This is a genomic window from Priestia endophytica DSM 13796 (genome assembly GCF_900115845.1).
Classification (GTDB): domain Bacteria; phylum Bacillota; class Bacilli; order Bacillales; family Bacillaceae_H; genus Bacillus_I; species Bacillus_I endophytica.
Window position 1 is genome coordinate 119,562 of the sequence record NZ_FOXX01000011.1, and the last position, 26,070, is coordinate 145,631.

At 36.9% G+C, this 26,070-nt stretch carries 30 protein-coding genes; 19 read left to right on the forward strand and 11 right to left on the reverse strand.

The window, feature by feature from the left end; genetic code table 11:
- The first annotated feature begins 162 nt into the window (after positions 1-162).
- A complete protein-coding gene (locus BM012_RS18755; RefSeq protein ID WP_061802432.1) occupies positions 163-1,251 on the forward strand; it encodes a nitric oxide synthase oxygenase in 1,089 nt (362 codons plus the stop codon).
- A 6-nt stretch (positions 1,252-1,257) separates the two neighbouring features.
- Here the strand turns inward: BM012_RS18755 and BM012_RS18760 are convergent, their stop codons facing one another.
- Positions 1,258-1,530: an acylphosphatase gene (locus BM012_RS18760; protein ID WP_061802433.1), complete on the reverse strand. Its 273-nt coding sequence runs from the start codon at positions 1,528-1,530 to the stop codon at positions 1,258-1,260.
- Between the two features lie 165 nt (positions 1,531-1,695).
- Here BM012_RS18760 and BM012_RS18765 point away from each other — a divergent pair, with 165 nt between their 5' ends.
- The 4 genes from BM012_RS18765 (at position 1,696) to BM012_RS18780 (ending at position 5,466) form a co-directional block, all read left to right on the forward strand.
- Positions 1,696-2,385, forward strand: coding sequence for a response regulator transcription factor (locus tag BM012_RS18765; protein WP_061802434.1), 690 nt, complete (start codon positions 1,696-1,698; stop codon positions 2,383-2,385).
- On the forward strand, positions 2,385-3,764 hold the full coding sequence (locus tag BM012_RS18770; protein WP_061802435.1) for a HAMP domain-containing sensor histidine kinase: 1,380 nt from the start codon (positions 2,385-2,387) through the stop codon (positions 3,762-3,764). Before BM012_RS18765 ends, BM012_RS18770 begins: the two co-directional genes overlap by 1 nt.
- A 92-nt stretch (positions 3,765-3,856) precedes the next feature.
- The gene (locus BM012_RS18775) at positions 3,857-4,573 is read left to right on the forward strand and encodes a PepSY domain-containing protein (protein WP_061802436.1); all 717 of its coding nucleotides are present in this window, start codon (positions 3,857-3,859) and stop codon (positions 4,571-4,573) included.
- Positions 4,574-4,716: 143 nt separating this feature from the next.
- Entirely contained in the window at positions 4,717-5,466 is a 750-nt protein-coding gene (locus BM012_RS18780; RefSeq protein ID WP_061802437.1) for a PepSY domain-containing protein, read from the forward strand.
- A 148-nt stretch (positions 5,467-5,614) separates the two neighbouring features.
- Here the strand turns inward: BM012_RS18780 and BM012_RS18785 are convergent, their stop codons facing one another.
- The 5 genes from BM012_RS18785 to BM012_RS18805 form a co-directional block, all read right to left on the reverse strand.
- Positions 5,615-6,613 (reverse strand): C40 family peptidase, encoded by a 999-nt coding sequence (locus BM012_RS18785; RefSeq protein WP_061802438.1) that lies wholly within the window; start codon positions 6,611-6,613, stop codon positions 5,615-5,617.
- Between the two features lie 18 nt (positions 6,614-6,631).
- Positions 6,632-7,714, reverse strand: coding sequence for a dipeptide epimerase (locus BM012_RS18790; RefSeq protein ID WP_061802439.1), 1,083 nt, complete (start codon positions 7,712-7,714; stop codon positions 6,632-6,634).
- 15 nt (positions 7,715-7,729) lie between these two features.
- A complete protein-coding gene (locus BM012_RS18795; protein WP_061802440.1) occupies positions 7,730-8,896 on the reverse strand; it encodes a DUF819 family protein in 1,167 nt (388 codons plus the stop codon).
- A 102-nt stretch (positions 8,897-8,998) separates the two neighbouring features.
- The gene (locus BM012_RS18800) at positions 8,999-9,310 is read right to left on the reverse strand and encodes a DUF3870 domain-containing protein (RefSeq protein ID WP_061802441.1); all 312 of its coding nucleotides are present in this window, start codon (positions 9,308-9,310) and stop codon (positions 8,999-9,001) included.
- A 150-nt stretch (positions 9,311-9,460) separates the two neighbouring features.
- A complete protein-coding gene (locus tag BM012_RS18805) occupies positions 9,461-9,910 on the reverse strand; it encodes an Rrf2 family transcriptional regulator (RefSeq protein ID WP_061802442.1) in 450 nt (149 codons plus the stop codon).
- Between the two features lie 166 nt (positions 9,911-10,076).
- On the opposite strand from BM012_RS18805, the gene hmpA reads away from it, so the two are divergent.
- From hmpA to BM012_RS18820, 3 genes are all read left to right on the forward strand, one after another.
- Positions 10,077-11,279, forward strand: a complete 1,203-nt coding sequence (gene hmpA, locus BM012_RS18810; RefSeq protein WP_061802443.1) for an NO-inducible flavohemoprotein — start codon at positions 10,077-10,079, stop codon at positions 11,277-11,279.
- A 139-nt stretch (positions 11,280-11,418) separates the two neighbouring features.
- Positions 11,419-11,934 (forward strand): type 1 glutamine amidotransferase domain-containing protein, encoded by a 516-nt coding sequence (locus tag BM012_RS18815; RefSeq protein WP_061802444.1) that lies wholly within the window; start codon positions 11,419-11,421, stop codon positions 11,932-11,934.
- A gap of 238 nt (positions 11,935-12,172) precedes the next feature.
- The gene (locus BM012_RS18820; protein ID WP_061802445.1) at positions 12,173-12,820 is read left to right on the forward strand and encodes a CAP domain-containing protein; all 648 of its coding nucleotides are present in this window, start codon (positions 12,173-12,175) and stop codon (positions 12,818-12,820) included.
- 57 nt (positions 12,821-12,877) lie between these two features.
- On the opposite strand, the gene BM012_RS18825 is transcribed toward BM012_RS18820, so the two are convergent.
- On the reverse strand, positions 12,878-13,099 hold the full coding sequence (locus BM012_RS18825) for a DUF1128 domain-containing protein (RefSeq protein WP_019390581.1): 222 nt from the start codon (positions 13,097-13,099) through the stop codon (positions 12,878-12,880).
- A 167-nt stretch (positions 13,100-13,266) separates the two neighbouring features.
- On the opposite strand from BM012_RS18825, the gene BM012_RS18830 reads away from it, so the two are divergent.
- From BM012_RS18830 to BM012_RS18840, 3 genes are read left to right on the forward strand one after another with little or no spacing between them, the layout of a single operon-like run.
- On the forward strand, positions 13,267-13,752 hold the full coding sequence (locus BM012_RS18830) for a low molecular weight protein-tyrosine-phosphatase (RefSeq protein WP_061802446.1): 486 nt from the start codon (positions 13,267-13,269) through the stop codon (positions 13,750-13,752).
- The gene (locus BM012_RS18835; RefSeq protein WP_061802447.1) at positions 13,749-14,090 is read left to right on the forward strand and encodes a hypothetical protein; all 342 of its coding nucleotides are present in this window, start codon (positions 13,749-13,751) and stop codon (positions 14,088-14,090) included. Before BM012_RS18830 ends, BM012_RS18835 begins: the two co-directional genes overlap by 4 nt.
- Positions 14,091-14,113: 23 nt before the next feature.
- Positions 14,114-14,947, forward strand: a complete 834-nt coding sequence (locus tag BM012_RS18840) for a YihY/virulence factor BrkB family protein (protein ID WP_061802448.1) — start codon at positions 14,114-14,116, stop codon at positions 14,945-14,947.
- 214 nt (positions 14,948-15,161) lie between these two features.
- Here BM012_RS18840 and BM012_RS18845 read toward each other — a convergent pair whose 3' ends face one another.
- Together BM012_RS18845 and BM012_RS18850 are read right to left on the reverse strand one after the other, a co-directional pair.
- Complete coding sequence (locus tag BM012_RS18845) at positions 15,162-17,036, reverse strand: heavy metal translocating P-type ATPase (RefSeq protein WP_235606102.1); 1,875 nt, start codon at positions 17,034-17,036, stop codon at positions 15,162-15,164.
- A gap of 242 nt (positions 17,037-17,278) precedes the next feature.
- On the reverse strand, positions 17,279-17,425 hold the full coding sequence (locus BM012_RS18850; RefSeq protein ID WP_019390587.1) for a BH0509 family protein: 147 nt from the start codon (positions 17,423-17,425) through the stop codon (positions 17,279-17,281).
- A gap of 160 nt (positions 17,426-17,585) precedes the next feature.
- On the opposite strand from BM012_RS18850, the gene BM012_RS18855 reads away from it, so the two are divergent.
- Positions 17,586-17,969 carry an OsmC family protein gene (locus BM012_RS18855; protein WP_061802450.1) on the forward strand — a complete coding sequence of 128 codons (384 nt, stop codon included), beginning with the start codon at positions 17,586-17,588 and terminating at the stop codon, positions 17,967-17,969.
- Positions 17,970-17,998: 29 nt separating this feature from the next.
- Here the strand turns inward: BM012_RS18855 and BM012_RS18860 are convergent, their stop codons facing one another.
- Positions 17,999-18,409: a pyridoxamine 5'-phosphate oxidase family protein gene (locus BM012_RS18860; protein WP_061802451.1), complete on the reverse strand. Its 411-nt coding sequence runs from the start codon at positions 18,407-18,409 to the stop codon at positions 17,999-18,001.
- A 147-nt stretch (positions 18,410-18,556) separates the two neighbouring features.
- On the opposite strand from BM012_RS18860, the gene cax reads away from it, so the two are divergent.
- Together cax and BM012_RS18870 are read left to right on the forward strand one after the other, a co-directional pair.
- Complete coding sequence (gene cax / locus BM012_RS18865) at positions 18,557-19,615, forward strand: calcium/proton exchanger (protein ID WP_061802452.1); 1,059 nt, start codon at positions 18,557-18,559, stop codon at positions 19,613-19,615.
- An 82-nt stretch (positions 19,616-19,697) separates the two neighbouring features.
- Positions 19,698-20,492, forward strand: a complete 795-nt coding sequence (locus BM012_RS18870; RefSeq protein WP_061802453.1) for a YfkD famly protein — start codon at positions 19,698-19,700, stop codon at positions 20,490-20,492.
- Positions 20,493-20,519: 27 nt separating this feature from the next.
- On the opposite strand, the gene yfkAB is transcribed toward BM012_RS18870, so the two are convergent.
- On the reverse strand, positions 20,520-21,638 hold the full coding sequence (yfkAB, locus tag BM012_RS18875) for a radical SAM/CxCxxxxC motif protein YfkAB (protein WP_407719604.1): 1,119 nt from the start codon (positions 21,636-21,638) through the stop codon (positions 20,520-20,522).
- Between the two features lie 152 nt (positions 21,639-21,790).
- Between yfkAB and BM012_RS18880 the strand changes: the two genes are divergently transcribed.
- The 5 genes from BM012_RS18880 (at position 21,791) to BM012_RS18900 (ending at position 26,002) form a co-directional block, all read left to right on the forward strand.
- Entirely contained in the window at positions 21,791-21,976 is a 186-nt protein-coding gene (locus BM012_RS18880) for an SE1561 family protein (protein ID WP_019390593.1), read from the forward strand.
- 80 nt (positions 21,977-22,056) lie between these two features.
- On the forward strand, positions 22,057-22,836 hold the full coding sequence (pdaA, locus tag BM012_RS18885; RefSeq protein ID WP_061802455.1) for a delta-lactam-biosynthetic de-N-acetylase: 780 nt from the start codon (positions 22,057-22,059) through the stop codon (positions 22,834-22,836).
- Between the two features lie 76 nt (positions 22,837-22,912).
- A complete protein-coding gene (locus tag BM012_RS18890; protein WP_061802456.1) occupies positions 22,913-23,776 on the forward strand; it encodes a DNA-3-methyladenine glycosylase family protein in 864 nt (287 codons plus the stop codon).
- A 64-nt stretch (positions 23,777-23,840) separates the two neighbouring features.
- On the forward strand, positions 23,841-25,202 hold the full coding sequence (gene rlmD, locus BM012_RS18895) for a 23S rRNA (uracil(1939)-C(5))-methyltransferase RlmD (RefSeq protein WP_061802494.1): 1,362 nt from the start codon (positions 23,841-23,843) through the stop codon (positions 25,200-25,202).
- A gap of 95 nt (positions 25,203-25,297) precedes the next feature.
- On the forward strand, positions 25,298-26,002 hold the full coding sequence (locus BM012_RS18900; RefSeq protein WP_061802457.1) for a hypothetical protein: 705 nt from the start codon (positions 25,298-25,300) through the stop codon (positions 26,000-26,002).
- Positions 26,003-26,070 lie beyond the last annotated feature (68 nt).

Here is a 26,070-nt window from a genome sequence, read left to right on the forward strand (position 1 = left end):
AAAAGTAAGCCACAAAACGTTTATCTTTTAAAAACAACTAATCGTCAATAAGAAAAGCGAGTATTATTTCTTTATTTACGTTCATGATTCTTTCAATTTTAGAGAATAATTTAATAAGAAAGAGATGTTAGAGTGTAAGGAGGAGAAAAGAGGAGGGGTTACATGACATCAGAAGAACTTATCCAACAGGCAAAAGAGTTTATTGAAATCTGTTATACAGAACTTCATAAAACAGAGGAAGAAAAAGAAGAGAGAATAACGGCAGTTGTCGAACAGATAGAGAGAAACGGCAGTTATCAACATACGTTTGAAGAGCTTGAACATGGTGCACGGATGGCTTGGCGGAATAGCAATCGCTGTATTGGGCGTTTGTTTTGGGCCTCGCTGACAGTTCGTGACAAGCGGCACGTAAGAAAAGAAGAAGAAGTATTAGATTCCCTTATAGAGCATATTGAATATGCGACAAACGGAGGGAAAGTTCGGCCTACAATTAGTATATTTAGAGAAGAGCAAGGGGAAGAAAAGGTTCAGATTTGGAATCATCAGCTTATTCGCTATGCAGGCTATCAAACAGAATTTGGGCTGATTGGTGACTCCGCTTCTCTTTCGTTTACAAAAGTTTGTGAGAGACTAGGTTGGAAAGGAGAAAGAACAAATTTTGATCTTCTTCCTCTTGTTGTAAGCATTGGGGAACGAAAACCAGTTTGGAGAGAAATTCCGAAAACGGCTATTGTGGAAGTGATGATTGAACATCCTCGAATTCAACAGTTTAAGGATCTCAAAGTAAAATGGTATGGGGTGCCAATTGTATCTGATATGCAACTAGAAATTGGAGGGCTTTCCTACACAGCAGCACCTTTTAATGGATGGTATATGGGAACAGAAATTGGAGCAAGAAATTTGGCTGATACGGATCGGTATAATCTTTTGCCAAAAGTAGCTTCTATACTAGGGCTAGATACAAGTCGGAATGCAACACTTTGGAAAGATAGAGCTTTAATCGAACTTAATGAGGCTGTGTTGTTTTCTTTTAAAAAGCAGGGAGTGAGCATTGTTGATCATCATACGGCAGCAGAGCAGTTCCGACTTTTTGAAGAAAAAGAGCGAAAAGCAGGACGAGATGTAACAGGGAACTGGACATGGCTTATTCCTCCTTTATCGCCTGCTACAACCCATATTTTTCATAAACCTTATCAAAATAAAGTGCTAACGCCCAACTACTTCTATCAAACAAGACCATATAAAGGATAGAAAACGTTAATAATGAATTTTAAAAGAAGAAAAGTTTGCAAGGTGGTTTTGCTCTGAGTAAGAAAGTTTGTCCACTCGTGAGAAAGGAGAGCCACCTTTTACTTTCTCTATAAAGTGTTTTATCCGATCTTCAGCACCTTCTACTTCAATCTCAACACTTCCATCGTCTGAATTTCTAACAAAACCAACTAAATCAAATTCACCTGCTTGAAGAGCTGTGAAGTAGCGGAATCCAACCCCTTGTACTTTTCCTTGGACAATAATATGATAATGTTTCATTTTATTAACCTCCTTTTATTTGATATTAACAAATGCGAATTTATTAAACATTTGAAAAGGCAAGAGGCGTTTTTTAGAGAATGACCTGTGCTATACTTCAAATTATAGAAACAGTCACAAAAATTAAAATGGGTATAGAAGTTTTAGGGAAATAAGGAGGAACAAATGACTCAAAATATTTTAATCATTGAAGATGAAGAAAAAATTGCTCGTGTAATTTCCTTAGAATTAGAATACGAAGGATATCAATCAGATATTGCTGCGAGCGGAAAAGAGGGGTTAGAGCTCTTTCAAAAAGGCAACTGGGACCTTATTTTGCTTGATGTTATGCTACCAGAGTTAAATGGAATGGAAGTGCTGAGGAGGATTCGTTCTACGGATACGTATACTCCTGTTATATTAATTACAGCTCGTGACTCTGTTGTAGATAAAGTTAACGGACTTGATCAAGGAGCCAATGATTATATTACAAAACCTTTCCAAATTGAAGAACTGTTAGCAAGAATTCGCGCATGTCTCAGAACAAATGCAATATATCAAAAAGAAGAAGAGGAACAGCTTCAAGCAGGGGATTTAACGGTTAATGAGAAAACAAGAGATGTGATTAGACGCGGGGAAGCGATTGAATTAACACCAAGAGAATTTGATTTGCTTGTCTATCTGCTTCGAAACAAGCAGCAAGTTTTAAACAGAGAGCAAATTCTCACAAATGTGTGGGGATTTGACTACTATGGTGATACAAATGTTGTTGATGTATATGTGCGTTATTTAAGAAGAAAAGTAGACTACCCTTTTGATACACCGCTTATCCATACGGTTAGAGGAGTAGGCTATACGCTAAAGGAGCAAGCTTAATGCCTATTAAGTATAAAATTTATATTTTTACAACAGTAACGCTGCTCTCGTTACTGTTGCTTGCAAATAGTGCTGTTTATTTGCTGTTTAATAAAATGACAACAGACAGTGAACTAGAACGTCTTCAAACCCAAGCAAAAGACATGGTTGGTACAATTCAACCTCAAGATAATCTTCAACAGCTATTAACAGCATACTTGCCCCCAAATGGAATGATACGCGTGATTGACGAAGACAATAAGCTTGTATCAAATACTCTAACAAAAGAAATTCATTTTCAGAAGCTACCTGTTACGTATCAGCATGGAGAAAAAGCATTTGTACGGGAATATAATGGAGAAAAGTTTGCTGTTGTATATCATCCCTTGATTTGGACAGATGGTTCAATTGTGAGTTTAGAGATTACAACAAGCTTAAAACAGATGAGTGAAAATTTAAGTGCTCTTCGCTTTGTTTTGATTGGGACGTCACTCTTAATTTTAATTCCAATTATTCTTGCGAGCCGGACCTTAGGAAATATTGTACTTTCACCTATCCAATCTCTTGTGCAAACGATGGAGGAAATTCAAAAGAATGGACGATTTAAAAAACTTTCATTACCAAAATCTTCGCGTGATGAGTTATACATTATGGGGAAAACATTCAATAATATGATGGACATTTTAAGGCGGAACTTTGAGAAACAGCAGCAGTTTGTTTCAGATGCTTCGCATGAATTAAAGACACCACTAACTGTTATTGAAAGCTATGCAAGCCTCCTAAAGAGATGGGGGACAAAAAAGCCTGAAGTCCTGGAAGAATCGATTGAAGCTATTCATTCTGAAGCTGTTAGAATGAAAGAGATGACAGAACAGATGCTTATGCTTGCTCAAAGCAATGAACAAGGAGATCTTCAGGAAGAAGAAGTGGATGTTGTTCACCTTGTTACAGAACTTTCACAGCGCTTAGAGCATGCCTATAATAGGACAATTAAGGTTCATAAAGAGGAAGAGAATATGCCTATTGTAGGCGATTGCAATAAGCTCAAACAGCTTCTGATTATTTTACTTGATAATGGCCTAAAGTATAGTGAGAAACACTTGGATGTGTCTCTTCACAAGAAGCCAAATGGCGTTACAGTTTCTGTTCAAGATTATGGAATTGGTATTCCGCAGGAAGATCAAGCATCTATTTTTGATCGTTTCTACAGAGTAGATAAAGCAAGAAACCGAAAAAGCGGTGGAACAGGTCTAGGTCTTGCTATTGCCAAAAACATTGTAGAAGCTCATAAAGGAACGCTCACCTTTACGAGTGTGCCTGGAGAAGGGTCAACATTTACAATTGCCCTTCCATTTCATATAAATCAAGATACGCCCAAAAAAAGAGTAAAAAGGAAATAAAATCCTTGCAGTATTTCAATCATTTATAGTTCTTTCTTACTGTTTTCTCATTTTGTTTTGCTATAGTTTTTGATAAGAAGGGAGGAACAGATATGAGAAAAAGTCTGATTGTTCTTCTTAGTTTACTCCTTATTGTCATTTTAGGATTTGGTACTTATCGTACGATTGCATCAAAAGATGAAAAATATTATAGTCAGCATGATGTAAGAGGTCTTATTACCGAAAAATATAGAGGTAAAATCCAAAGTGTCGAACATATTGGTGAAAGCTATGTTGCTCAATTTCAAAACGAATCAGGAATTTATAAAGCTATTATTAATAGTGAAGATGGAGAAGTAACAGATCTTGTTCAAATTAAAAGTAGCGGGAAAACATCGTTAACTGAAACAGAGATTAAAGATATTGCTTTGAAACAAGCGACAGGCGATATTTCAAATATTAAACTTCACGAGGATAAAAAGAATCCTTATTATGATATTGAAGTAACAGGAAAAGAAAAAAAAGTGCAAATGAAAATTGCTAAAATGGACGGAGAACTTTTATCTAAGGAAGAGTATAAGCTTGAAACTAACGAAACAGAACAAGAAGGAAAAGATAGTGAAAAGTCTTCAATTATTAATAAAAAGAAAGCAGAGGAAATTGCTCTTACAAAGTTTAAGGGAAAAGTGAAAGAAACAGATTTAGGAGAAGAAGATGGTCTTTTACAATATGAAATTGAGATTGAAGACAGCAGCGGGCAAGAAGCTGAAGTTTACATTAATGCTTATACTGGCACAATTATTCGTTTTGAACTTGATAAAGATGACTAAGAAACCTTGTACACACTGTGCAAGGTTTTTCTTTCATCATGGAAATTAAATAGTTTTCTCATACGTTTATCATTTTCTTTTCCTTTTCTTATCATTTTCCGTGGGTAATATAAAAGTAAGAAAACGATAGGAGGATGAAAGTTATGAAATTCAAAGCAACAGTATTAGCAGGTGCTATAGCATTTGGCAGTGCAGCTTATGGAGTACATGCAATGGGAACAAATAGTGAAGAAGCAAATAAAAATACGCAATCTGCTAAAATTAGCATAGATGAAGCAAAAAGTATTGCTTTAAAAGAAGTTGATGGAAAAGTTATAGACGTTGATCAAGATCAAGAAGGTTCATATGTTGTTTATGAAGTAGAAGTTCAAACTCAAAATGGAGAAAAAGACATTGAAATTAATGGGCAAACAGGTAAAGTGTTAAAAGATGATGATGATCTGCTAAAAGAGCAAGCTAAAATTACGACACAAGAAGCTGAGACAATTGCTTTAGGCAAAGTATCTGGAGAAATGACGGATCTTGACTTAGATTATGACGACCGAACAGCAAAAGTAGTTTATGAAGTTGAAGTAACTCACAACGGATTAGAGCAGGACGTGAAAATTGATGCTGTTACAGGTGATGTGCTCCACGTTCAAAAAGATGACGATGATGATCGTGATGACGACCTCGATGACGATAATATTAAATCATCTCAAGTGAAAGTTACAGAACAAAAAGCAGAAGGTATTGCTTTAAAGGAAGTTGATGGAGAAGTTGTGAGCATCGAACTTGATGAAGATGATGGTATAGCGCTTTATGAGATTGAGGTTCAATCAAATAAAGGAGAAGCAGAAGTAACTGTTTCTGCCACAAATGGTGATGTGCTAGAAGTAGAATGGGATGATTAATCTATAAGAGAGCTGCAAGATAGCCTAAAATGTTGTATATAAGTTAAATAGAGGTCGAATAAAGTGGAATAATAAAATAAATTAGCATTATTTTACGGGAAATACATCGAAAAAAAGGGAACCGAGTCTTGTACTCGGTTCCCTTTTTTTAACGTAAGTAACGTCTTGCCCCTGCATATTCTCCTCCATATCCAGATGTCTCAATTTTATCAATTTTCACCGTTGTGCTCGTATTAGGGGAATGAATCATCTCACCATTTCCAATATACATCCCAACATGATGCACACGTCCTTTGCCTTCTTCATATGCAAAGAAAACAAGATCACCTTTTTGAAGATCTTCTCTTTCCACAGGATTTCCATGTGTTGCTTGGACAGAGGAATCACGAGGGATAGTGATACCATGTGATTTATAAAGAGTGTACGTAAAGCCTGAACAATCAAATCCATATCCAGACATTCCTGCCCAAAGATATGGCAATCCTAAAAACTGTTTCCCAGAGCGAATTAAATCATCAGCAGTTGGCTCTGGAATGTCTTGCTCTGTTTGGTAAATAGAAGCGTCAGATTTGCGTAGCCACTGTGCTCCGCTGTTTGGAGTATATACAAGTAGTTTATTTTTTTTCTCTTTAAGCACAGGAAGTCTTGTATTAAAACTGATTTCTATTCCTTTCTTCTTTTCGGCAAAATCTTTAAAAAGAGGTGCAGTGTTTGCTGTTACTAAAGCAAATGGACGTTTTTCTTTTAAGACGGAAAAGGAAGGGCTTTTAGAGAGTTGAGCTTTAGGCATCCATCCAGGATAACCTTTTTCATTTCTAGGTGTTGGCTGATCATGTACTGCTACTTTGACCCAACCATTTTGTTCTTCAAGGATGGTTACTTTTGAGCCATAGAGGGCTTGTGTTTCTAAATTCCCAACAAGCCATAACTTCTCGTCATAGCTCATAGCTGCAGTCCACTTTTTCATATCAACTGGATTTGAAGTAGAAGGGGCATCAAGTTTTCTTGAAATGTTTGGTTCTGTCCAAAGTGTTGCTACTGAAACATTCACAAAAGCTTCATCTCTTTTTATTTCCTTAGCTTTTGTCACAGAAGAAAAAGAAAACAAAAATAACAGAGATAAAATAAAAAACCACATTTTTTTCATAACAAATCCTCCTTTAAATTAGACAGAAAGGGAAAGAGAATTGTGAGAAATCCCAATCCCGCTGTCTTCTGATAAAATGATTTTCTCCTTCAGAATATGATGATCAACAGTTAAATCTTCCAACCAAAGCGGAGCATCAAGGTCAATCATCGTAATGTTAGGATGGGATGCTGCTACATGTGCAGCAGCAACAACGCTAATAGAAGCTTCCATCATACTTCCAACCATACATTCAATATTATAAGACTGGGCAATGCTGGCAATCGTAAGAGCATTTCGTATGCCTCCAGCTTTCATTAGTTTAATATTCAAGAAATCAACTGCCTTGTTTTCAAGGAGGCAAATAGCATCTTGAGGTGAAAAAAGACTTTCATCAGCCATGATAGGAGTGAAAACGTGCTCTTTGACAAACTTAAGCCCTTCAATGTCAGAAGCATTAACAGGTTGCTCTACAAGTTTAAGGTTTGCCTGCTGTCTTTCAAGTGATTGAATAATTTTGACCGCTTCTTTTGCTGTCCATCCTTGATTTGCATCAATTCTTAGAGAAACAGAGGGACCCACAGCCTTAAGCACTGCTAAAATTCGTTCTATATCTTTTTCGCCGTTTTTCCCCACTTTAATCTTTAAGATAGAAAATCCTTTAGAAACTAGCTTTTTTGCTTCATTTGCCATGCTTTCAGCAGAATCTACGCTAACAGTCATATCGTTTTCTAATAAAGTCTTTTTTCCGCCGAGTAACGCATACAAAGGAAGACCCAACAGCTTACTGTAGCTATCATAAAGGGCAATTTCAACGGCTGCTTTAGCACTTGTATTCCCAATACATGCATTTTGCATAGCAGTTAGCAGAAAATTCAAATTGTGAATGTCTTTATTAACTAAAAGTGGAGCTAGTACATTTTTGATAATATCTTTGATTCCTTCAGTGCTGTCTCCTGTGATAGCAACAGTAGGAGCTGCTGATCCTATTCCCACTATGCCGTTTTCAAGCTTCAAAAAGACAAACACGTTTTCAATTGATGTTACAGTGCGTAGAGCCGTCTTAAACGGTTTTTTCAAGGGAATAACTTTTGTATGGAGAGAGATAGTCTCTATTTTCATTTTGTTCATCCTTTCTTATAGTTTGGAAAGTATAAAGTTTGTAATAAGGCCAAAATACGTACCAAAAAAGCTGCCCATAATGGCCATAATGATGCCAATTGGAATTAATGAGCGATGAAAAGATCCCGCTAGAATAGGAGCAGAGGCAATTCCTCCTACGTTGGCAAGAGAAGCAACGCCCATTGTGAATAAATCAAGTTTAAAAATTTTGGCCAGAAGAATCATGATTAAAGCATGAAACAACAGAATCATAAAACCAGATAAAATGTAGATAGGTGCTTGTAAAATCTGTGAGAAGTCTGCATGTGAAGCAATAAGCGCAATGACGATATAAAGCATCACTTTTGATAACTCCATTGAACCAGGAATTTTTGCTACTTTCGTCATAGCAAGCACAACACCTATAAAAGAGGCAATAATGATGGTCCATGTTGTCCCATTTACGGCTTCCCCAAGCTCTGGAAGCCTATTTCCGATTGCTGTTGAAATCGCGGCTACGAAAAGTCCAAGCGCAAGCATCCCAAGCATTTCAACAAAGCCGATATTTTTAGATTCGCTTTCTTCAGATGAAGCAGCAAGCTCTGCCGTCACTTGATCTAAATACTTCGTATCTGTTTTTGTCCACTTATTAAAAACTGTTGCAAAAGGCACAAGCCAAAACATAAACATCACCCAAATGGAATAGTTAATCGTGTCCATAATAAGTGCGTAGCCGAAAATACCTTCGGGAACGTTTAGAATATCTTGAAGGACCACCATATTGGCAGAACCACCTGTCCAGCTTCCGCTTAGTGCTGCAAACGCTTTATCGGTGCCAGGTGCATAAAAGCTTTGCAAAAGAGCAAAGGTGATGGCAAATCCCGCGATAATACTAAAAGAGGCTGCAAAGAAGGTGAGCAACATCTTTGGACCAAGTTTAAACAGCTTCCGTAAATCACAGTGTAGAAGCATCAGCATTAGCATAGCAGGTAGAAGAGCGCCTCTTAAGGAATTATAAGTGCTGTCCATTGAGTCACTCGTGCCAAACAGACCAAATGTTTGCATAAGAGTACAGCCGATATAAATCAGCACAATGCCTGGCACGTATTTAAAAAACTTACTCTTGATTTTGCTTTCAGCAAGCGCAACAACAGCTGTAAAGGCAATTAAAATGCTTACGTATAAAAACCCATCTTCAATCATAAAAGCTCCTCCTTAAAGTAAAATGAAAAAATCCAGCCTTTAGAAGAAAGCGTCCTCTAAAGGCTGGATTTCATCTGCGCGAAACAGATCAAGCAGCACTAATTATTTTAAACTATTATATTTAATGAGCGCATTTTTTAGCGCTACTGTTAATGCCTTTTGGGAAGATCCAAAATAACGATTTTGGATTTCTGCACATAGTTCTTCATAGTTTTGAATGTTTTTATAAACAAGAATTGACTTAACAAAAGCTGACGTAAGAGGAATGGTAGCTGAACAGTCTGCATCTATAATCATCCCTGTTGAGCGCTCTACAACAAGCGCGATAAAAAAAGCATTATATTTTTGCGTAATCGGATTATTTGAAGATGTTTTCGCATCTCCAATAATATAAACAGTATCGTTTTTGAACACGAAAGTTCCTCCTGCTCGCTGCGGATATTATGGGCGAAATTTACTTTTAGAGTAAACAAACCTCATAATAAGAGACAAGCTTTAATCTTATTGTATTATAAGGAGGGAAAATTCTCAATATTTAAATAACTTATATACAAAAAAGACAACTTATTTTTTCGTTGCCTTTTCTGTGTGAAGTAAAAAGTAAAGTTCTGCTTCGTTTTGGATTAAATCTTCTAGTGTATACTGCTTGAGAACAGCTAAAAAAGCTTTTAAGGCTTCCCTTAAAACACCTTTTAATTTGCAGGCAGAGGAGATTGCACAGCAGCTGTTTTGCTGAAAGCATTCGACAATCTGAAAGTCTTCTTCCGTTTGAGCTACAACGTCTCCAATATTAATATCTTGCGGAGCTTTGTTAAGAGCGATGCCCCCATTTCGTCCTCGAACCGTTTTAATCAAACCCATTTGTCCAAGTTGATGAGTCACCTTCATAAGATGATTTTTAGAGATATTATAAGAATCTGCAATTTCCTTAATGTTGCTTAATTTATGTTGATCACGCAACCCTAAATAAATGAGAACGCGCAAAGAATAATCCGTATACTGTGTTAATCTCATGGAACAGCCTCTTTCCTTTTTTTCTTATCTACTATAATAGCATGTTTAATTTTTAAAGCTAAATGTGACAAATATTTTAAAGATGTATTTCATATATATCTTTTTATACTTTTTCGATGTACAATCAATCTGAAGTTAAAAAATCCCACTGAAGGTGTGATGAATAATGTTAAATGAATCTGTTATTAAAATTGTAAAAAGTACAGCTCCTATTCTTGCTGAAAGAGGAGAAGAGATTACAAAATGTTTTTACAAACGTCTTTTTGAAGACTATCCACAATTGTTGAACGTATTTAATCATACAAATCAAAAGACAGGTGAGCAGCCTCGGTCTTTAGCAACGGCTGTATATGCTGCTGCTGTTAATATTGACAAATTAGAAAATATTACAGCTGCTGTTGTCCAAATTGCTCATAAACATCGCAGCGTGGGTGTACAGAAAGAGCATTATCCAATCGTTGGAGAGTACTTGTTAAAAGCTATTAAAGAAGTACTTGGAGACGCTGCAACAGATGAAATACTACAAGCATGGGAACAAGCTTATGGTGTAATTGCTAAAGCATTTATTGATGTTGAAAACACAATGTACGAAGAAGCTGAAAAAGGAGAAGGATGGAAAGGATTTGCTCCATTTAAAGTTGTTCGTAAAGAACAAGAAAGTGAGCTTGTTACATCCTTTTATCTAGAAAAAGAAGATGGGAAGTCCCTTCCTGCTTTTTTACCTGGTCAGTACATCAGTATTGAAGCACATATTCCAAATGAAGAATACACACATGTAAGACAATATAGTGTTTCATCCATTCCGAACAAGCAGTACTTACGCATTTCTGTAAAGAAAGAAGGAAAAGTATCATGCTACCTTCATGAAGATGTGCAGGTTGGAGACCTTCTTCAAATTAGCGTACCAGCGGGTGAATTTGTTTTACAAGAGCATCATGGGGAGCCGCTTGTTTTCCTTGGTGGTGGCGTAGGTGTAACACCGCTAATGAGTATGCTTGAAACGTTGGTAGACCAAAAGTATAGTGGAAATATGACGTTTGTTCAAAGCTCATGTAATCGAAACTTACACCCTTTCTATGATCATGTACAAGAGCTTATGGATAAACATTCGTTTAAAGCCTATAATTTCTATTCCAAACCAACTGAAGCGTGTGGGGAACATTATTTTAATGGAAGAATTAATGAAGAATGGATCAACCATAACCTCATACAACCAAATGCTCACTATTATGTTTGTGGACCAAAGGGATTTATGGAACAAGTTGTAGGTGCTTTGTATAAAAACGGTGTACCAGCAGATTGTATCCATTATGAATTTTTCGGCCCAAAACTTATGCTCGATGTTGAACAAGAGCAAGCAGTCCTATAAGAGAAAAATGAAAACCAGCTCACATTGTGAGCTGGTTTTTTAAATTGAGAGAGTTGAATAAAACGGCATGTTTAATTGAAATCTTAGCGGGTAGATTAATTATAGACATAAAACAATTTTATTTAGGAGTGAAGTTATTATGGGTAAAAAAATTGCAGTAGTACTAACAGATTATTTCGAGGATGTAGAGTATACAGATCCAGCTAAATCATTTAAAGAAGAAGGACATGAGTTAACAGTAATCGGCGCTGAAAAAGGCAAAGATGTAAAAGGAAAGCAAGGAGAGGCGACAGTGACAATTGACCAAGGTATTGAGGATGCAGATCCATCTCAATACGACGCTTTATTCATCCCTGGTGGTTTCTCACCAGATATGTTAAGAGCAGACGACCGTTTCGTAGCTTTTGCAAAATCATTTATGGATGATGAAAAACCTGTTCTAGCAATCTGTCACGGTCCACAACTATTAATTACAGCAAAAACGTTAAAAGACCGTGGCGTAACAGGATTCAAATCTATCCAAGTAGACCTTGAAAATGCAGGGGCATCATTCCAAGATAAAGAAGTTGTCGTTTGTCAAAAACAACTTGTAACAAGCAGAACACCTGATGATATCCCAGCATTTACAAGAGAATCATTAAAAGTATTATCTTAATAAAATTTATTGAGGTTTTCTTAAGCTGAAAAAAGTCCTTTTCACTATAGAAAACTTATAAAAGGAATAAATTAGCATGACGAACTGGAAAAGAGCTAAACCCTTTTCATATCAAGGGGTTTAGCTCTTTTTTATGTTTTCTTAGAAAGTATTGGTAGCTTATAAAGGTTGATAGTTTACTAGTTTTTTTGCACAATGAAGAACGTGAGGGGGTCAAAAATATAGGAGGTATTTTTTTATGAAGAAACTTCATGTATTAACAGTTGCAGGTGTGATGTCATTAGGTATTGTCGGTGCAACAGGGCAGGCTGATGCAGCATCTGTTCAAAACTCACAAGTGAAAGAACATACGTACAGCTATACAGTACCTTGTGATAGCAGTACAGTAAATAGCGGTGATGTGACAAAAACAGCAGCGCCAACACCAGAGAAACAAACAAAAACAGCAGCACCAACAGAGAAACAAACAAAAGCTGCAGAAAATCAAGCAGACTCATCTGATTCTAGTCAATATGCAGAACAGGTTGTTCAGCTTGTAAATAAAGAGAGAGAGAAACAGGGTCTTAAACCTGTAACATTAGATAAAGAACTAAGCGATGTTGCAACTAAAAAATCAGAAGATATGAAAGAAAAAGGCTATTTTGATCATACTTCTCCAACATATGGTTCACCGTTTGATATGATGAAGCAATTTGGTATCGAATATAAATCAGCTGGAGAAAACATTGCTAAAGGCCAACAAACACCAGAAGAAGTAATGAATGCTTGGATGAACAGTGATGGGCACCGCAAAAACATCCTAAATCCTAGCTTTACTCATATGGGTGTTGGCTATGTAGAAGATAGTAGTTCACCATATTGGACACAAATGTTTATCGGAAAATAAGTATAGAACAAAAAACCTCTTACGCATACTAGGCGTAAGAGGTTTTTTTTGTTCTACTTATTTGCGTAATGTACCGAGCTCTGTAGCGATAGCTTGCATTTCACTTGGGCTAAATTGACGCTTGGCTTCAACCATCTCATAAATTTCACGAAGTTCTTCATAAGATTCTTCGTCAAACTGCTCTGGTTTCATAACACCCATATTCATAATGTTTAACTTCTGGCTGATCTTTTCAACCATATACTTAATATTCTCTGCTGATTTCTCTTGCAAATTCACACCTGTCATCCTTTCGTATTAAAAGCTTTTGTTTATTGTAACATGGAAAGAGAACAGAAAAGAAGAAAGGATTGAATTCCTAGTAGAGAAGAAGGAGGATTAAATATTGTAGAACATGGGCGTTCTATGGGATTATAGAGTAAAGTTAACAATAAAGGAGGAATTTTATGATTCGTGTATTGTTCGTTTGTTTAGGGAACATTTGCCGTTCCCCAATGGCGGAAGCGGTTTTTCGAGATTTAGTCAAAAAAAAGAATTTGCAACATATCATAGAAATAGACTCAGCTGGGACAGGTAATTATCATATTGGAAAATCTCCGCATAAAGGAACTCTTCATATCTTAGAACAAAACAGCATAAGCAGTGAAGGGATGAAAGCTCGTCAAGTGAAAGAAGAGGACTTAGGGAATTTTGATTATATTATTGGGATGGATGCAGAGAACATAGGGAATCTACATCGTCTAGCTCGATACAATAAAACAGGATATATTGGACGTTTATTGGACTTTGTACCACAAGGAAAAGTTGATGATGTTCCTGATCCGTATTTTACAGGAAACTTTGAGGAAGTATATGATCTTGTAAAAGAAGGTTGTGCACGTCTACTTGATGAGATTATTTTGAAAGATTTGAAAAAGGAGGAAATACAATGAGCATAGGGGGAAGAGTGTTAACGAAAATGGCGCTTGGAGCTTTAATTGGCGCAGGAGCAGCTATGGCTGATCGGGAGACGCGCCAATATATGATTCAAAAAGGAAAAAAAGCCGTAAGCTATACAACATGGGCAATTAAAAACCCTCGTGAAGTCTCAGAAGAGCTGAAGATTGTGTATGAAGACACAAGAGATCTCTTCAACAAGCTTGCAGATGATGTTTCATATTTAAATAATAAGTGGGATGAGCTAAAGGAAGCAACTCCTCCTGTGTTAGAAGCTATTCATGATACAAAAGAAGTTATTGAGAAATGGAGAGGCGAAGAACCGAAACGATGAGTCAAAAATGAAGGAGAGAAAAAATGAAAAAAAGTGTTAAACATCAGCCATTTATCAAGGAGATGTTTCTTCGGTTTCATAGAGATGAAGTGCTTAATTTATCCGCTGAACTTGCTTATTTTCTGCTTCTCTCTCTTTTTCCATTTTTAATTTTCATGTTCACCCTTATTGCCTTTTTACCTTTTCAAGGGGATGATTTGCTTTCTCTTGTGCGTCAATTTGCTCCTGAGGAATCACTCTATTTAATTGAGCATAACGTTCAAAACGTATTGAGTAAGCAAAATACATCACTCTTATCATTTGGGGCGATTGCGACAGTTTGGTCTGCCTCTAACGGTATCAACGCGATTATTAGAGCGTTAAACAGAGCCTATAATGTAAAAGAAACTCGTTCTTTCCTTATTGCGAGAGCAATTGCTATCTTACTTACTATAGCAATGATTTTTGTAATTGTTATTGCATTGCTTCTTCCTGTATTCGGAAAAGCGATCGGCATTTACTTTTTCTCTTCTTTTGGAGCTTCAGAAGAATTTTTAGACGTTTGGAATATGCTTAGATGGGTTGTGAGTATTGCCATTTTATTTATTGTTTTTACATTCTTATACCTATTTGCTCCAAGTAAACGCCTAAGGTTGTCACAAGTAGTACCAGGGGCCATTTTCACGACAGTAGGGTGGTCCTTTTCTTCTCTTGCTTTTTCGTACTATGTGAACAATTTTAGTAATTATAGCGCTATGTACGGAAGCCTTGGAGGCGTCATTGTGTTGATGATCTGGCTGTACTTATCAGGTATCATTCTCGTGCTTGGAGGAGAAGTTAACGGAATTTATCAGGAGAGGATAGAACTAGAGGATTAACCAATGTTCGTCATGAATGTTTTGTGCTCTCTTTCCTATACTATAAGAGAAAGTTCTTATAAAGGAGAGATAGCGATGAGCAAGCATACAAAAAAAGGCGGAAGCCATAATAAACAAAATTCAAAACAATCTCCAAAAAGTAAAACAAGCGGCAGTCAAAATGGTCAAAATGGCTACCATTAAATAAAAAAGCGCTCATCTGAGCGCTTTTTCTTTAGTTTTTAAGAAGTCGTAATCCGTTTAAGATAACAAGAATTGTACTGCCTTCATGACCGATTACTCCAAGAGGAAGATCTAAAAATTGAAGAAAGTTTGAGCAAATTAACAGTACAATAATGCTAATGGAAAAGATGATATTTTGTTTTACGATAGCGTTCATTTTTTTGGACAACTTAACAGCTTGAGCAATTTTAGATAAATTATTTTTCATAAGAACAATATCAGCTGTTTCAAGCGCTACATCTGTTCCTTCTCCCATTGCAATTCCGATGTTTGCATGAGCAAGAGCTGGGGCATCGTTAATGCCGTCTCCAACCATTGCAACAGTTTCATGCTCTTGTTTTAGAGCTTTTACATGTGTTACTTTTTCTTCTGGTAAGCAGCCTGCGATATAGTTTTCAACAGAACATTCTTTACTAATAGCAGAGGCTGTTTTTTCACTGTCACCTGTAAGCATAACAGTTTTAATACCAAGTTCGTTTAAAACAGAAATGGCCTCTTTTGCTTCTGGGCGAATTATGTCTTTTAAAGCAATCATTCCAATAATCCCTTGATCATCTTTTGCATATACAACTGTTTTTCCTTCTGTCGCAAAACTCTCCGAAAGATTAGGACGAAATGCATGGGCCTCTTTTTCGAAAAATTCCCTTTTTCCAATTTTGATTTCTTGGTTATTAAGAGTGCCGATGACACCAAATCCAGGTACGTCTTCAAGTTGCTCTGGCTGTTTTAGCTCCTTTGTTATTTTCGATTGAACATGTTGCACAATTGACTGTGCAAGCGGGTGATGCGAGTAGCGCTCAATAGAAGCAACTATGTAAAGGAACTCTTCTTCTGATACGGCTTCTCTTGTTACAACGTCTGTGACAGCTGGAGTCCCTTTTGTGAGCGTGCCTGTTTTATCAAAGGCAATTGCTTCAAGATGAGCTAATCGTTCGAGATGTAAACCGCTTTTAAATAGAATTCCATGCCGAGCTCCGTAGGAAATAGCGGAAAGGGAAGCAGGTGTAATAGCTGCTACAAGTGCACAAGGAGATGCAACAACAAGCAAAATCATTGCGCGATAAAATGTTTCTGTCCAGCTCCAGTCTAAAAGAAAATGAGGTAAAAACATCATAAGAGCTACAATAATTAATACTGCTTTCACATAGACAGACTCAAATTTTTCAATAAAAAGCTGTGAAGGAGACTTTTCATTTTGGGCTTGCTGAACAAGTGTAATGATTTTTTGAAAAAGTGTATCTTTGGCAGGCTTTGTGACCTCTACTGTAACAGCTCCGTTTACATTAACAGTTCCTGCATATACTTCACTGCCAATCTCTTTGAAAACAGGAACGGCTTCACCTGTAATTGCAGCTTGGTCAATGGACGTTTGACCACTTAAAATAGTGCCGTCAAGTGGTACGCGCTCACCTGGTTTAATTAACAGAATATCACCTTTCTTTATGTTAGGAAGAGAAACTGTTTTTTCTTTTCCTTCATAAAGAACTGTTGCTTCTTCTGGCTGAAGTTCCATTAATGAGGTTAGCTCTCGTTCACTTCTGTTCATTGTGTAAGTTTCAAGAGCTCCGCTTAAGGCAAAAATGAAAATAAGAAGAGCTCCTTCAAGCCAATAACCGATAATAGCTGATCCAATTGCAGCAAGGAGCATGAGCATTTCTACGTTCAGCTCTTTTTCCTTGATTGTTTCTTCAATTCCTTCTTTTGCTTTAGCAAATCCACCAATTACATAAGCTAAAATAAAACTTCCAATTCCAAATTCACTATAGTCTTGATTCATCAAGACCCAACCGATCACGATTAAAATTCCGCTCACAATAGCAGCCGTCATTTCTCCATGTAAAACTAGAAAAGATGGACGCCCATTCATTGGCTGTTGTGGTGCTGATTGTACAACTGCTTCTCTTTCCATTTTCATTCCCCCTTAGCTAATTGAGAATTAGAATCAAAATCATTCCCTTAAAAAACACAGTGGTGCTGCTATCATGTGATAGCAGCACCGACTATAAAACCTATAGGAAATCTCTTGTTTCTAACTTTGTTTTTTATAGTATATCACTTATTTACTAAAAGGGAAATATTATAACTTAATAATTATTTTAATTTAGGTTTTTATTCTGCAATTTCTTCATGATAAAAATAAGTTGTGTTATAAACTTGCTCAAGATCAGCATCTGTCATGTACATGAAAAGCTCCATATCTACTGGTCTTACTCTTGAAATAAATTCGATCATATTTTTCCGTTCTTGTCTGCTCATATTCTCCATCTCCTCTTTTCTGTTTTAATACAGTTTATTTTACTTACTTGTATTATATAACAGTGAAAGAAAAATGTGTATCTTTTTTTAAAAAAAAATATTTTTCCGCTCATTGTATGAAGCTGCCAGCCGTGATATAAGGGAGAAAAGAGGTGAAGAAATGGAATTACTAAAAAGTGAAGGGTGTTTTAGTACAGAAAAGGAATATAACAGATTATATATATCAGGGAGTAATAAAAGAACGTTTTCTCCCTCAGAACTCATGATTGCATCAATTGCTTCTTGCAGTGGAGAAGTTTTACTCTCTACGTTAGAAAGAAAAGGGATAGTTATAACAGATATGAAGATAGAAACAAAGGAAAAGAGAAGTACTGGTCTTATCAAACGGCTTGAACATGTTCATCTTCATTATTTGTTAAGAGGTACTGACTTAAAAGAAGAAGAAGTTAAAAAAGTGATCCAATTATCTAAAAAAGTATGTCCGATGATTCAATCTGTGCAAGGAAGTATAGGCATTACTGAAAGCTTCTCAATTCATAAATAAAAAGGTGCTCAATATGAGCACCTTTTTATTTATAAAACTTGAGCTTTACTTCCAGGTTTTTCGTAGTAATAAATCTTTTTTGGTGTCAGTTGAAGAAGAAGATAGTTTGGATCTTCTGGACTATCAATCCATTCCTTCAGCTGTTCGTTCCAAAATTTTTCTTTTAATGCTTTTGTTTCTTCAACTGTTGCTTCTGCTTCAATTTCAACATATGGACTATTCCATGAATCTTCTTTTCTTAGCAGAATATGAACATGGGGATTTTGCTCAATGTCCTCTGCTTTATGAGTTTCTTTGTTTGTTGCTGTATAAAGCACAAGCTCTTCATGAAAAAACATCATAAAACGAGAGAATGGTTGATCGTTCCGAATCGTTGCTAGCGTTCCTACTTTGTGATTGTTTAGGATAGACAATACATGTTCTTTCAAAGCTTCACTCATCGTAAATAAGCCTCCTTTTCGTCTTTAATTTTCCTAGTTTCCGCTGTTTTAAACACACTTCCTAAAATCTTCTTCATAATAAGTGAAAGATTAGCTCAAAATAACGTAGACATATGAAGTAAAAAGCTATGAAGGGAGGCAGTTTATTTGATCAATAAAGTCTTTCTTATTATTACAATTATTGGGGTTCCACTCTCTGTTATTGGTCATCTTCTACATTTTTCTCCACTTGTTATGTTTGGCGTATATTGTTTAACAATTATTGCTCTAGCAAGCTATATGGGGAGGGCAACAGAAAGCCTTGCAATTGTAACAGGCCCGCGAATTGGAGGGCTTTTAAATGCGACATTTGGAAATGCGGTTGAATTAATTATTTCAATTTTCTCTTTAAAAGCTGGACTTGTCACAATAGTACTAGCGTCGTTGACGGGATCTGTGTTAGGAAATCTTTTACTCGTTGGCGGTCTTTCTTTTTTTGTTGGGGGGCTGAAATTTAAAAGACAGACGTTTAATGTCTATGATGCGCGCCACAATTCAGGATTGCTTGTTTTCTCTGTTATGGTTGCTTTTGTTATTCCAGAAGTATTTTCAAAAGGCATGTCAGAGCAAAATGCTATTAGTCTTAGCATTGGGACTTCTATCATCCTCATTTTTCTTTATCTTGCTGCTCTTTTGTTTCGTCTTGTCACACATAGAGGCGTTTATACACAAGAAGAGCAAAACGTTGCTCATGAAGAGGAAACAGCAGAATGGACAACAAAACGAGCGTTTGTGATCCTTGCATTAGCAACAATTGCTGTTGCTTATATTTCAGAAAGCCTTGTGGAGACATTTAAAATTGTTGGAGAAAGTTTTGGATGGAGCGAGCTGTTCATTGGAGTAATTATTGTAGCTATTGTAGGGAATGCAGCTGAACATATTTCTGCTGTTATTATGGCTTATAAAAATCGAATGGACGTTGCTGTTGAAATTGCGATTGGTTCAACGCTTCAAGTTGCCATGTTTGTAGCTCCAGTGCTTGTATTATTGTCTCTCTTGTTTCAAGAGTCAATGCCTTTAGTTTTTTCTTATCCCGAGCTCATCGCTATGTTTTCTGCAGTGTTTTTAACTGTAATTGTATCAAACGATGGAGATACGAATTGGTTTGAAGGAGCTATGTTATTGGGGGCATATGTCATTATTGGAATTGGTTTCTATTTATTTTAAGAAAGAATGTTACGGATAAAAAAATAGGGATAAGAAAAAACTACGAACAAAGGAATTTCTTATTGTTGAAAGGAGTGTTAGAATGCTTCGGAAAGTAGTGTTAAGCTTTCTTATTTTTCTACTTGTATTTGGAGGAGTTTCCTCAATTTCTGCTGAAGGAAAGAAAAAAGGAAGCAATGGCGTTGAAATTCCAGAGGCTACGTTAAACATTGGGAAAGAGAACACGTATCCTAATTCAAACCATGATTCTCCTTCTTTACAGCCTAGTGAGCTTACAAAAGAGCTTATCGAAACTTCAAATGTTAAGATTCAAAGTCCAGACCTTATTCGCATGTTAAACGAGTCTTCGATTTCTTCTAATCCTCTTTCACTTGGTTTCAAGGCAACGGTCTATTTAGGGGAATGGGCACTGAACTATCAGTCAGATGAAACAAATACGAACTGGGAGTATCAGAATATTAATACGAACCGTTACGATAACCGCGGAGTTGAAAATCCTGCTAAGATGTACTACAGACAAGAACAGCAAAAGCAAGTTAAAGGTGGATTAACAGCTGACATCCCAAACGGGGATGAAGTCAAAAAGATGATGCTTTTAAAAGCGCAAGAAAAAACAAAGCTTCCGCTTGCTTTTACGACGGTTGTTGGGGCAGGAACGAAGAAAGAAAGAGAATATATGGTACCAGCAAAGAAATTTGCTCAGCTTCACTCATATGTTCCCGCTGTAAGTGAGAAGGGGAAAGTCACATATGGGGAAGTGTATCTTGTTATTAAGGGAACGAAGCGAACAATTGTGGTGAAGAATGTCACATCACAAGGAATTGGAGCTTGGATTCCTGTTCAAGATCACTTATCTTTTACGTATCATGTCTCATAAAAAAGGTGCTCAGTTGAGCACCTTTTTTTATAGGTTGGAAGACAGCTTTGTAAAATCTGTACCTTTGTAATAAGAATCACGTACTAAAATATTTGGTCCAAGACATTTCACCGCTGGACAGTGACAGCTTATTTCTTTTGAGATATTAGAATTCTGCCATGTTTGGAAAGCATCTAGGAGTTTTGTGTTCTGAATATTTCCAAGTGCTGGCGTATCGCCGAAATCTGTGACGATAATATCCCCAGAAAAAATGCTGACGTTCAGTCGTGAACGGCCATCAGGATCGTTTCGGACAGTGACATTTTTAGCATTATGAAGACGTTTTAAAAGTTCTAAATCTTCTTCATTGGAGCTACAAGGATAAAAAGGAAGCGTTCCAAACAGCATCCATACGTTTTCATCTCGAATGTCTAACAAATCGTGAATCGCTTTTCTCATGTCTTTTAGAGAAAGTGTTTCAAGCGCGCTTGCAAAGTCACTAGGATACATTGGGTGAACTTCGTGTCGGCCACACTGCATTTCGTTAACAATTTGATGGTGAATGTCTTTCATATATGGTAGCGTTCGTTTGTTTAACATAGTTTCCGCAGAAACCATAACACCCGCTTTTGCAAGTGCTCGGCTATTCTCAATCATTTTCTCAAAATATTTTGCACGCTGTTTATACGTTGGCTTGCGCTCCATCATTGCAAATCCGCCTTCAACAAACTCGTCCATTGTTCCCCAGTTATGAGAAATGTGTAAAACGTCCAAATGCGGAATAATAAGCTCATAACGAGATAAATCTAACGTTAAGTTCGAATTAATTTGCGTGCGTACGCCACGCTCACGTGCATACTTTAATAGCGGTACAACGTAATTTTTTACAGATGAAAGAGAAAGCATTGGCTCTCCACCTGTAATACTAATGGAACGAAGATGAGGAATTTCCTCTAGTCGCTGAATTAACAAATCTAATGGAAGAGCTGGATCATCTTTCGGTTGTAATGTGTAACCAACAGCACAGTGTTCACAGCGCATATTACAAAGAGTAGTTGTTGTAAACTCGACGTTTGTTAATGTTGGTTTACCAAACTCCTCGATATCTAAATAAGCTTCCCACGGATCGTACTGGGGGGTTATCGGTTTTAAAACCGTTTGTTTCATCATAAAAACTCCTTTAAAAAGAGAACCTGTCTCTCACATTATTTCATCAAACTAAATAAAAGGCACTAACGATTATTATGGAATTATCCGCTTTTAGTTGTCAATGCTGAAATCATTCGCTACCATTAAGAATGTGAAGGGAGAGTGTGAAAATGGGCAATGCAATTCATGATAAGGAAGCACAGCTTCAGTATTTAAGAACTCGTCTTGATATGTTTATGCACGTACTGGACTCTTTAGAGGCAGAAAATGCTGACATTGAAGATATTGACCGCCTTATTGGCATGATGGACGACCTTCAGCTAAAATGTGAACAGTTTAAAAAAGACTGGAAGTAAAAGCAGTCAAATAATGGTGTGCATGAACTTGCTTACTCAAAGTCCAAACTAACAGTAAATGACTGAAAGGGGACTAGGGGATGCGTTATTTTCTTCTCGTGCTATGTATGATGTTAGCATTGCCAATGAGTATCTCAGCAAGTTCTTCCAACACACCTTACAACTGGGGATTTGCGAAAAACAAAGATCATGTGAAACCTGAAGTTGGAAAGCAGTATGAAGAAATGTTGAAAAGGCAAAAGTCTTTTTACGTTGGTAAAGACAAAAATGTCTATTTAACTTTTGATAACGGTTATGAAAATGGATATACACCAGGCGTTTTAGATGTTTTGAAAAAACAGAATGTCACAGCAACGTTTTTTGTGACAGGTCAGTTTCTAGAGAGTGAGCCTTCACTTGTAAAGCGAATGGCGAAAGAAGGCCATATTGTTGGAAATCATTCTTGGCATCATCCAGATTTTACACAAGTAAGTGATGAACGATTAAAAAAAGAGCTTAAATGTGTAAAAGATGAATATACAAAACTGACCGGAAAAAAAGAGATGCGTTATTTAAGACCACCAAGAGGGGTTTTTAGTGAGCGTGTTTTAGAAGTAGCTCGTAACGAAGGATATACGACAGTTTTTTGGTCTGTTGCATTTGTGGATTGGAAAACAGATCAGCAAAAAGGATGGCGTTATGCATACGATAATATTATGGAACAAATCCATCCAGGGGCTGTTATTTTGCTTCATACAGTGTCAAAAGACAATGCTGAAGCACTTGAGCGTGCGATCATTGATTTGAAAAAGCAAGGCTATAAATTCAAATCTTTGGATCATTTAGTAAACGAAAAGCAAAAGGAGAAGTCTGCTGACTAAGCAGGCTTTTCCTATTTGCGTTTTAGCCCCTAGTTCGTTTACTATTATAAGGTTAACGAAAAGGAGGGGAAGGGAAATGATAATAGAAAAGAAATTAAAACCCCCATATGATTTTACCCACGTTTTTACCCGTCTTTCTCTTGATTCTTTACACAACATTGATCAGGACTACAAAGGGATGAAAGTACCATTACGGATTCATAATATCCCTACTGTTGTTTATATAAAAAGTACTGGAACTGTCAAAGAGCCTTCGTGTGTTATCTATAGTGAAGACTCTCTGGATGAAAAAGCAGTTATGGAAGAGCTCTCACGCATTTTTCAGTTTGATCGAGACTTACAAGAAGTAGAAGATCATTTTAAAGAAACAAGTCTAGCGCCACTTTTTAAAAAGTTTCGCGGCTCTCCGCTTGTTTGTGAATTTAACCTTTATGGATGTTTAGTGAAAAATATTATTCATCAGCAAGTGAGTATGAAAGTTGCTGATCTTTTAACAGCTCGCTTCGTAAGAACATTCGGGACAATGGTAGACGAAGTTTTTGTCTACCCAGAGCCAGAAGAAATTGTTGCTCGCTCCATTGAAGAACTCCGCGAAATTGGATTAAGCGAGCGTAAAGCAGAGTATATTCTTGGTGTCTCTAAAGAGATTGTTTCAGGAACTTTGTCTCTGGAATCTTTACAAGAACTTCCTGATGAAGAAGTTGTTAAAACTTTAGTTGAAATTCGCGGTATTGGTCCATGGACAGCGCAAAATTTCTTAATGGCGGGATGTGGACGAGAAAACTTATTTCCGAAAGCAGATCTTGGCTTACAGAACGCTGTTGCTAAGCTTTTTAACTTAGAAAAGCGACCAACCCTTTTACAAATGGATGAACTTAGTGAGGGGTGGGCTCCATATTTAAGTTATGCAAGCTTGTATTTATGGAAAAGCATTGAATAAAAATAAATAACATTAAAGGAGGTGCAACCTTTTGAAGACAAATCAGAAAAGAGAAAAGGTTGAGATGAAAGTAAAAGTTGGACAACATGTTCCGCTTACAATCAAAAGACTCGGCATTAATGGAGAAGGTGTTGGGTATTTTAAAAAGCAAGTTGTATTTGTTCCAGGGGCGCTTCCAAACGAGGAAGTTATCGCGGAAATTACCAATGTAAAACATAAATTTGCCGAAGGACGTGTGAAACGCATTCGCAAAATGTCCGACGATCGTGTCAAAGCTCCATGTCCAATTTATGAAAAATGTGGCGGCTGTCAGCTTCAGCATTTAAGCTATGAAGGGCAGTTGAAAGCCAAACGAGACATTGTTGTTCAGGCATTTGAGCGTCATGGTAATGTGCGTAATTTAGAGAAAAAGCTTGAACAAACAATTGGAATGGAAGAGCCATGGAAGTATCGCAACAAAGCTCAATTCCAAGTAGGACTTTTAAAAGGAAAAGTAATTGCAGGTCTTTACGGGGCAAATTCGCATCGTCTTATTAATATTAACGAATGTATTGTACAGCGTCCTGAAACAACGAAAGTGATTAACAACGTAAAACAAATTCTTCAAGATTTGAAGATTTCGATTTATGATGAACGTAAACGTAAAGGGCTTGTTCGTACAATAGTGACTCGTATTGGAGTTTCAACAGGAGAAGTACAGCTTGTTCTTATTACATCTAAAGAAGAGCTTCCTAAAAAAGATCTCCTTATTCAAGAAGTGAAAAAGCGTCTTCCAGAAGTGAAATCGATTATGCAAAATGTGAACGGCCAAAAAACGTCACTTATTTTCGGAGATAAGACATTTACATTAGACGGAAAAGAAACAATTGAGGAAGTACTTGGCGACTTGTCTTTTGACTTATCAGCTCGTGCTTTCTTCCAGTTGAATCCAACGCAAACTGTTAAACTTTATGACGAAGTGAAAAAAGAAGCTGGTTTAACAGGAAAAGAAAAAATTGTGGATGCTTACTGTGGTGTCGGAACGATTGGACTTTGGCTTGCTGATGAAGCAGGTGAAATCCGCGGCATGGACGTTATTGAAGATTCCATCGTCGATGCTAATAAAAATGCCAAAGCAAAAGGCTATGACAATGCTCATTATGTAGTTGGAAAAGCTGAATATTGGATGCCGAAATGGGTAAAAGAAGGATGGAAACCAGATGTCGTTGTTGTCGATCCACCTCGCACAGGGTGTGATGAAAAACTTCTAAAAACCATTTTAAACGTCAAGCCGAAAAAAGTCGTATACGTTTCATGTAATCCATCAACTCTTGCTAAAGATGTTAAGATCTTAACAAAACTCTATAAAGTAGAGCGCATTCAGCCTGTGGACATGTTTCCTCAAACAGCACACGTCGAAAGTGTGACGACGCTGAGCTTGAAATAGCAAAGGGAATAAGATATTTCTTGTTCCCTTTTTTAGTCGCAATATCTCTTTTTCGCCCATATACTGATACAAAATGGTTTGAAAAGGAGAAGACTATGCACTATTTCAGACAACATCTAAGCACCGTAGCCTTTACAACAGGAGACGTCACAGGAGATAAGGTGTCAGATTCTATCTCGTTAGTCGGGGAGAGGACGGCTGATAGTCCATTTATTCAGCATCTTCGTCTTGTTGTGAAAGATGGCAGAACAGGAAAGGTAGTAAGCGTTCCATTAACAGAAGATGCGGGATATGGTCCATCATTATTTATCGGAGATGTTACAGGAGATAAAATAGCTGATATTTTAGTAAGCATTGATTCAGGGGGAAGCGGTGGAATGATGTATCATAACCTCTATTCATTCGTAAACCTTACACCTCGGCTAATTTTTGATTCAAATGTATATAATGACTACTATAAGTATGAAGTCACGTATAAAAATGATAAAAAAGTAGAGGTCATAAGCGAGCGAAATCAGCAAAAATACATCATTGATATTTCGACAAGAGATAAGCAATATTTAGACGAGATATATAATAGTGATGGAACGTTAAAAGAGCCCATTAGTGGGTTTGTTAATCCAATTAGTGGATTGTATCCTGTGGACTTCGATCGAGATGGCGTGTATGAGCTTTTAGCTTATCAGCGAATTGCGGGGCGCTATAATGCAGATGCTTTAGGATATGTATTAAATACGCTAAAGTGGAGAAACCAAACGTTCTTCTTGCAAGATCAACAAGTTGCTATTTTCGGGTCGTAAAGCAAAAGATAGAGGAATAAGCTTATTTTTGCCTAAGCCTATTTCCTTTATCGTCTTTTTTCTGCTGT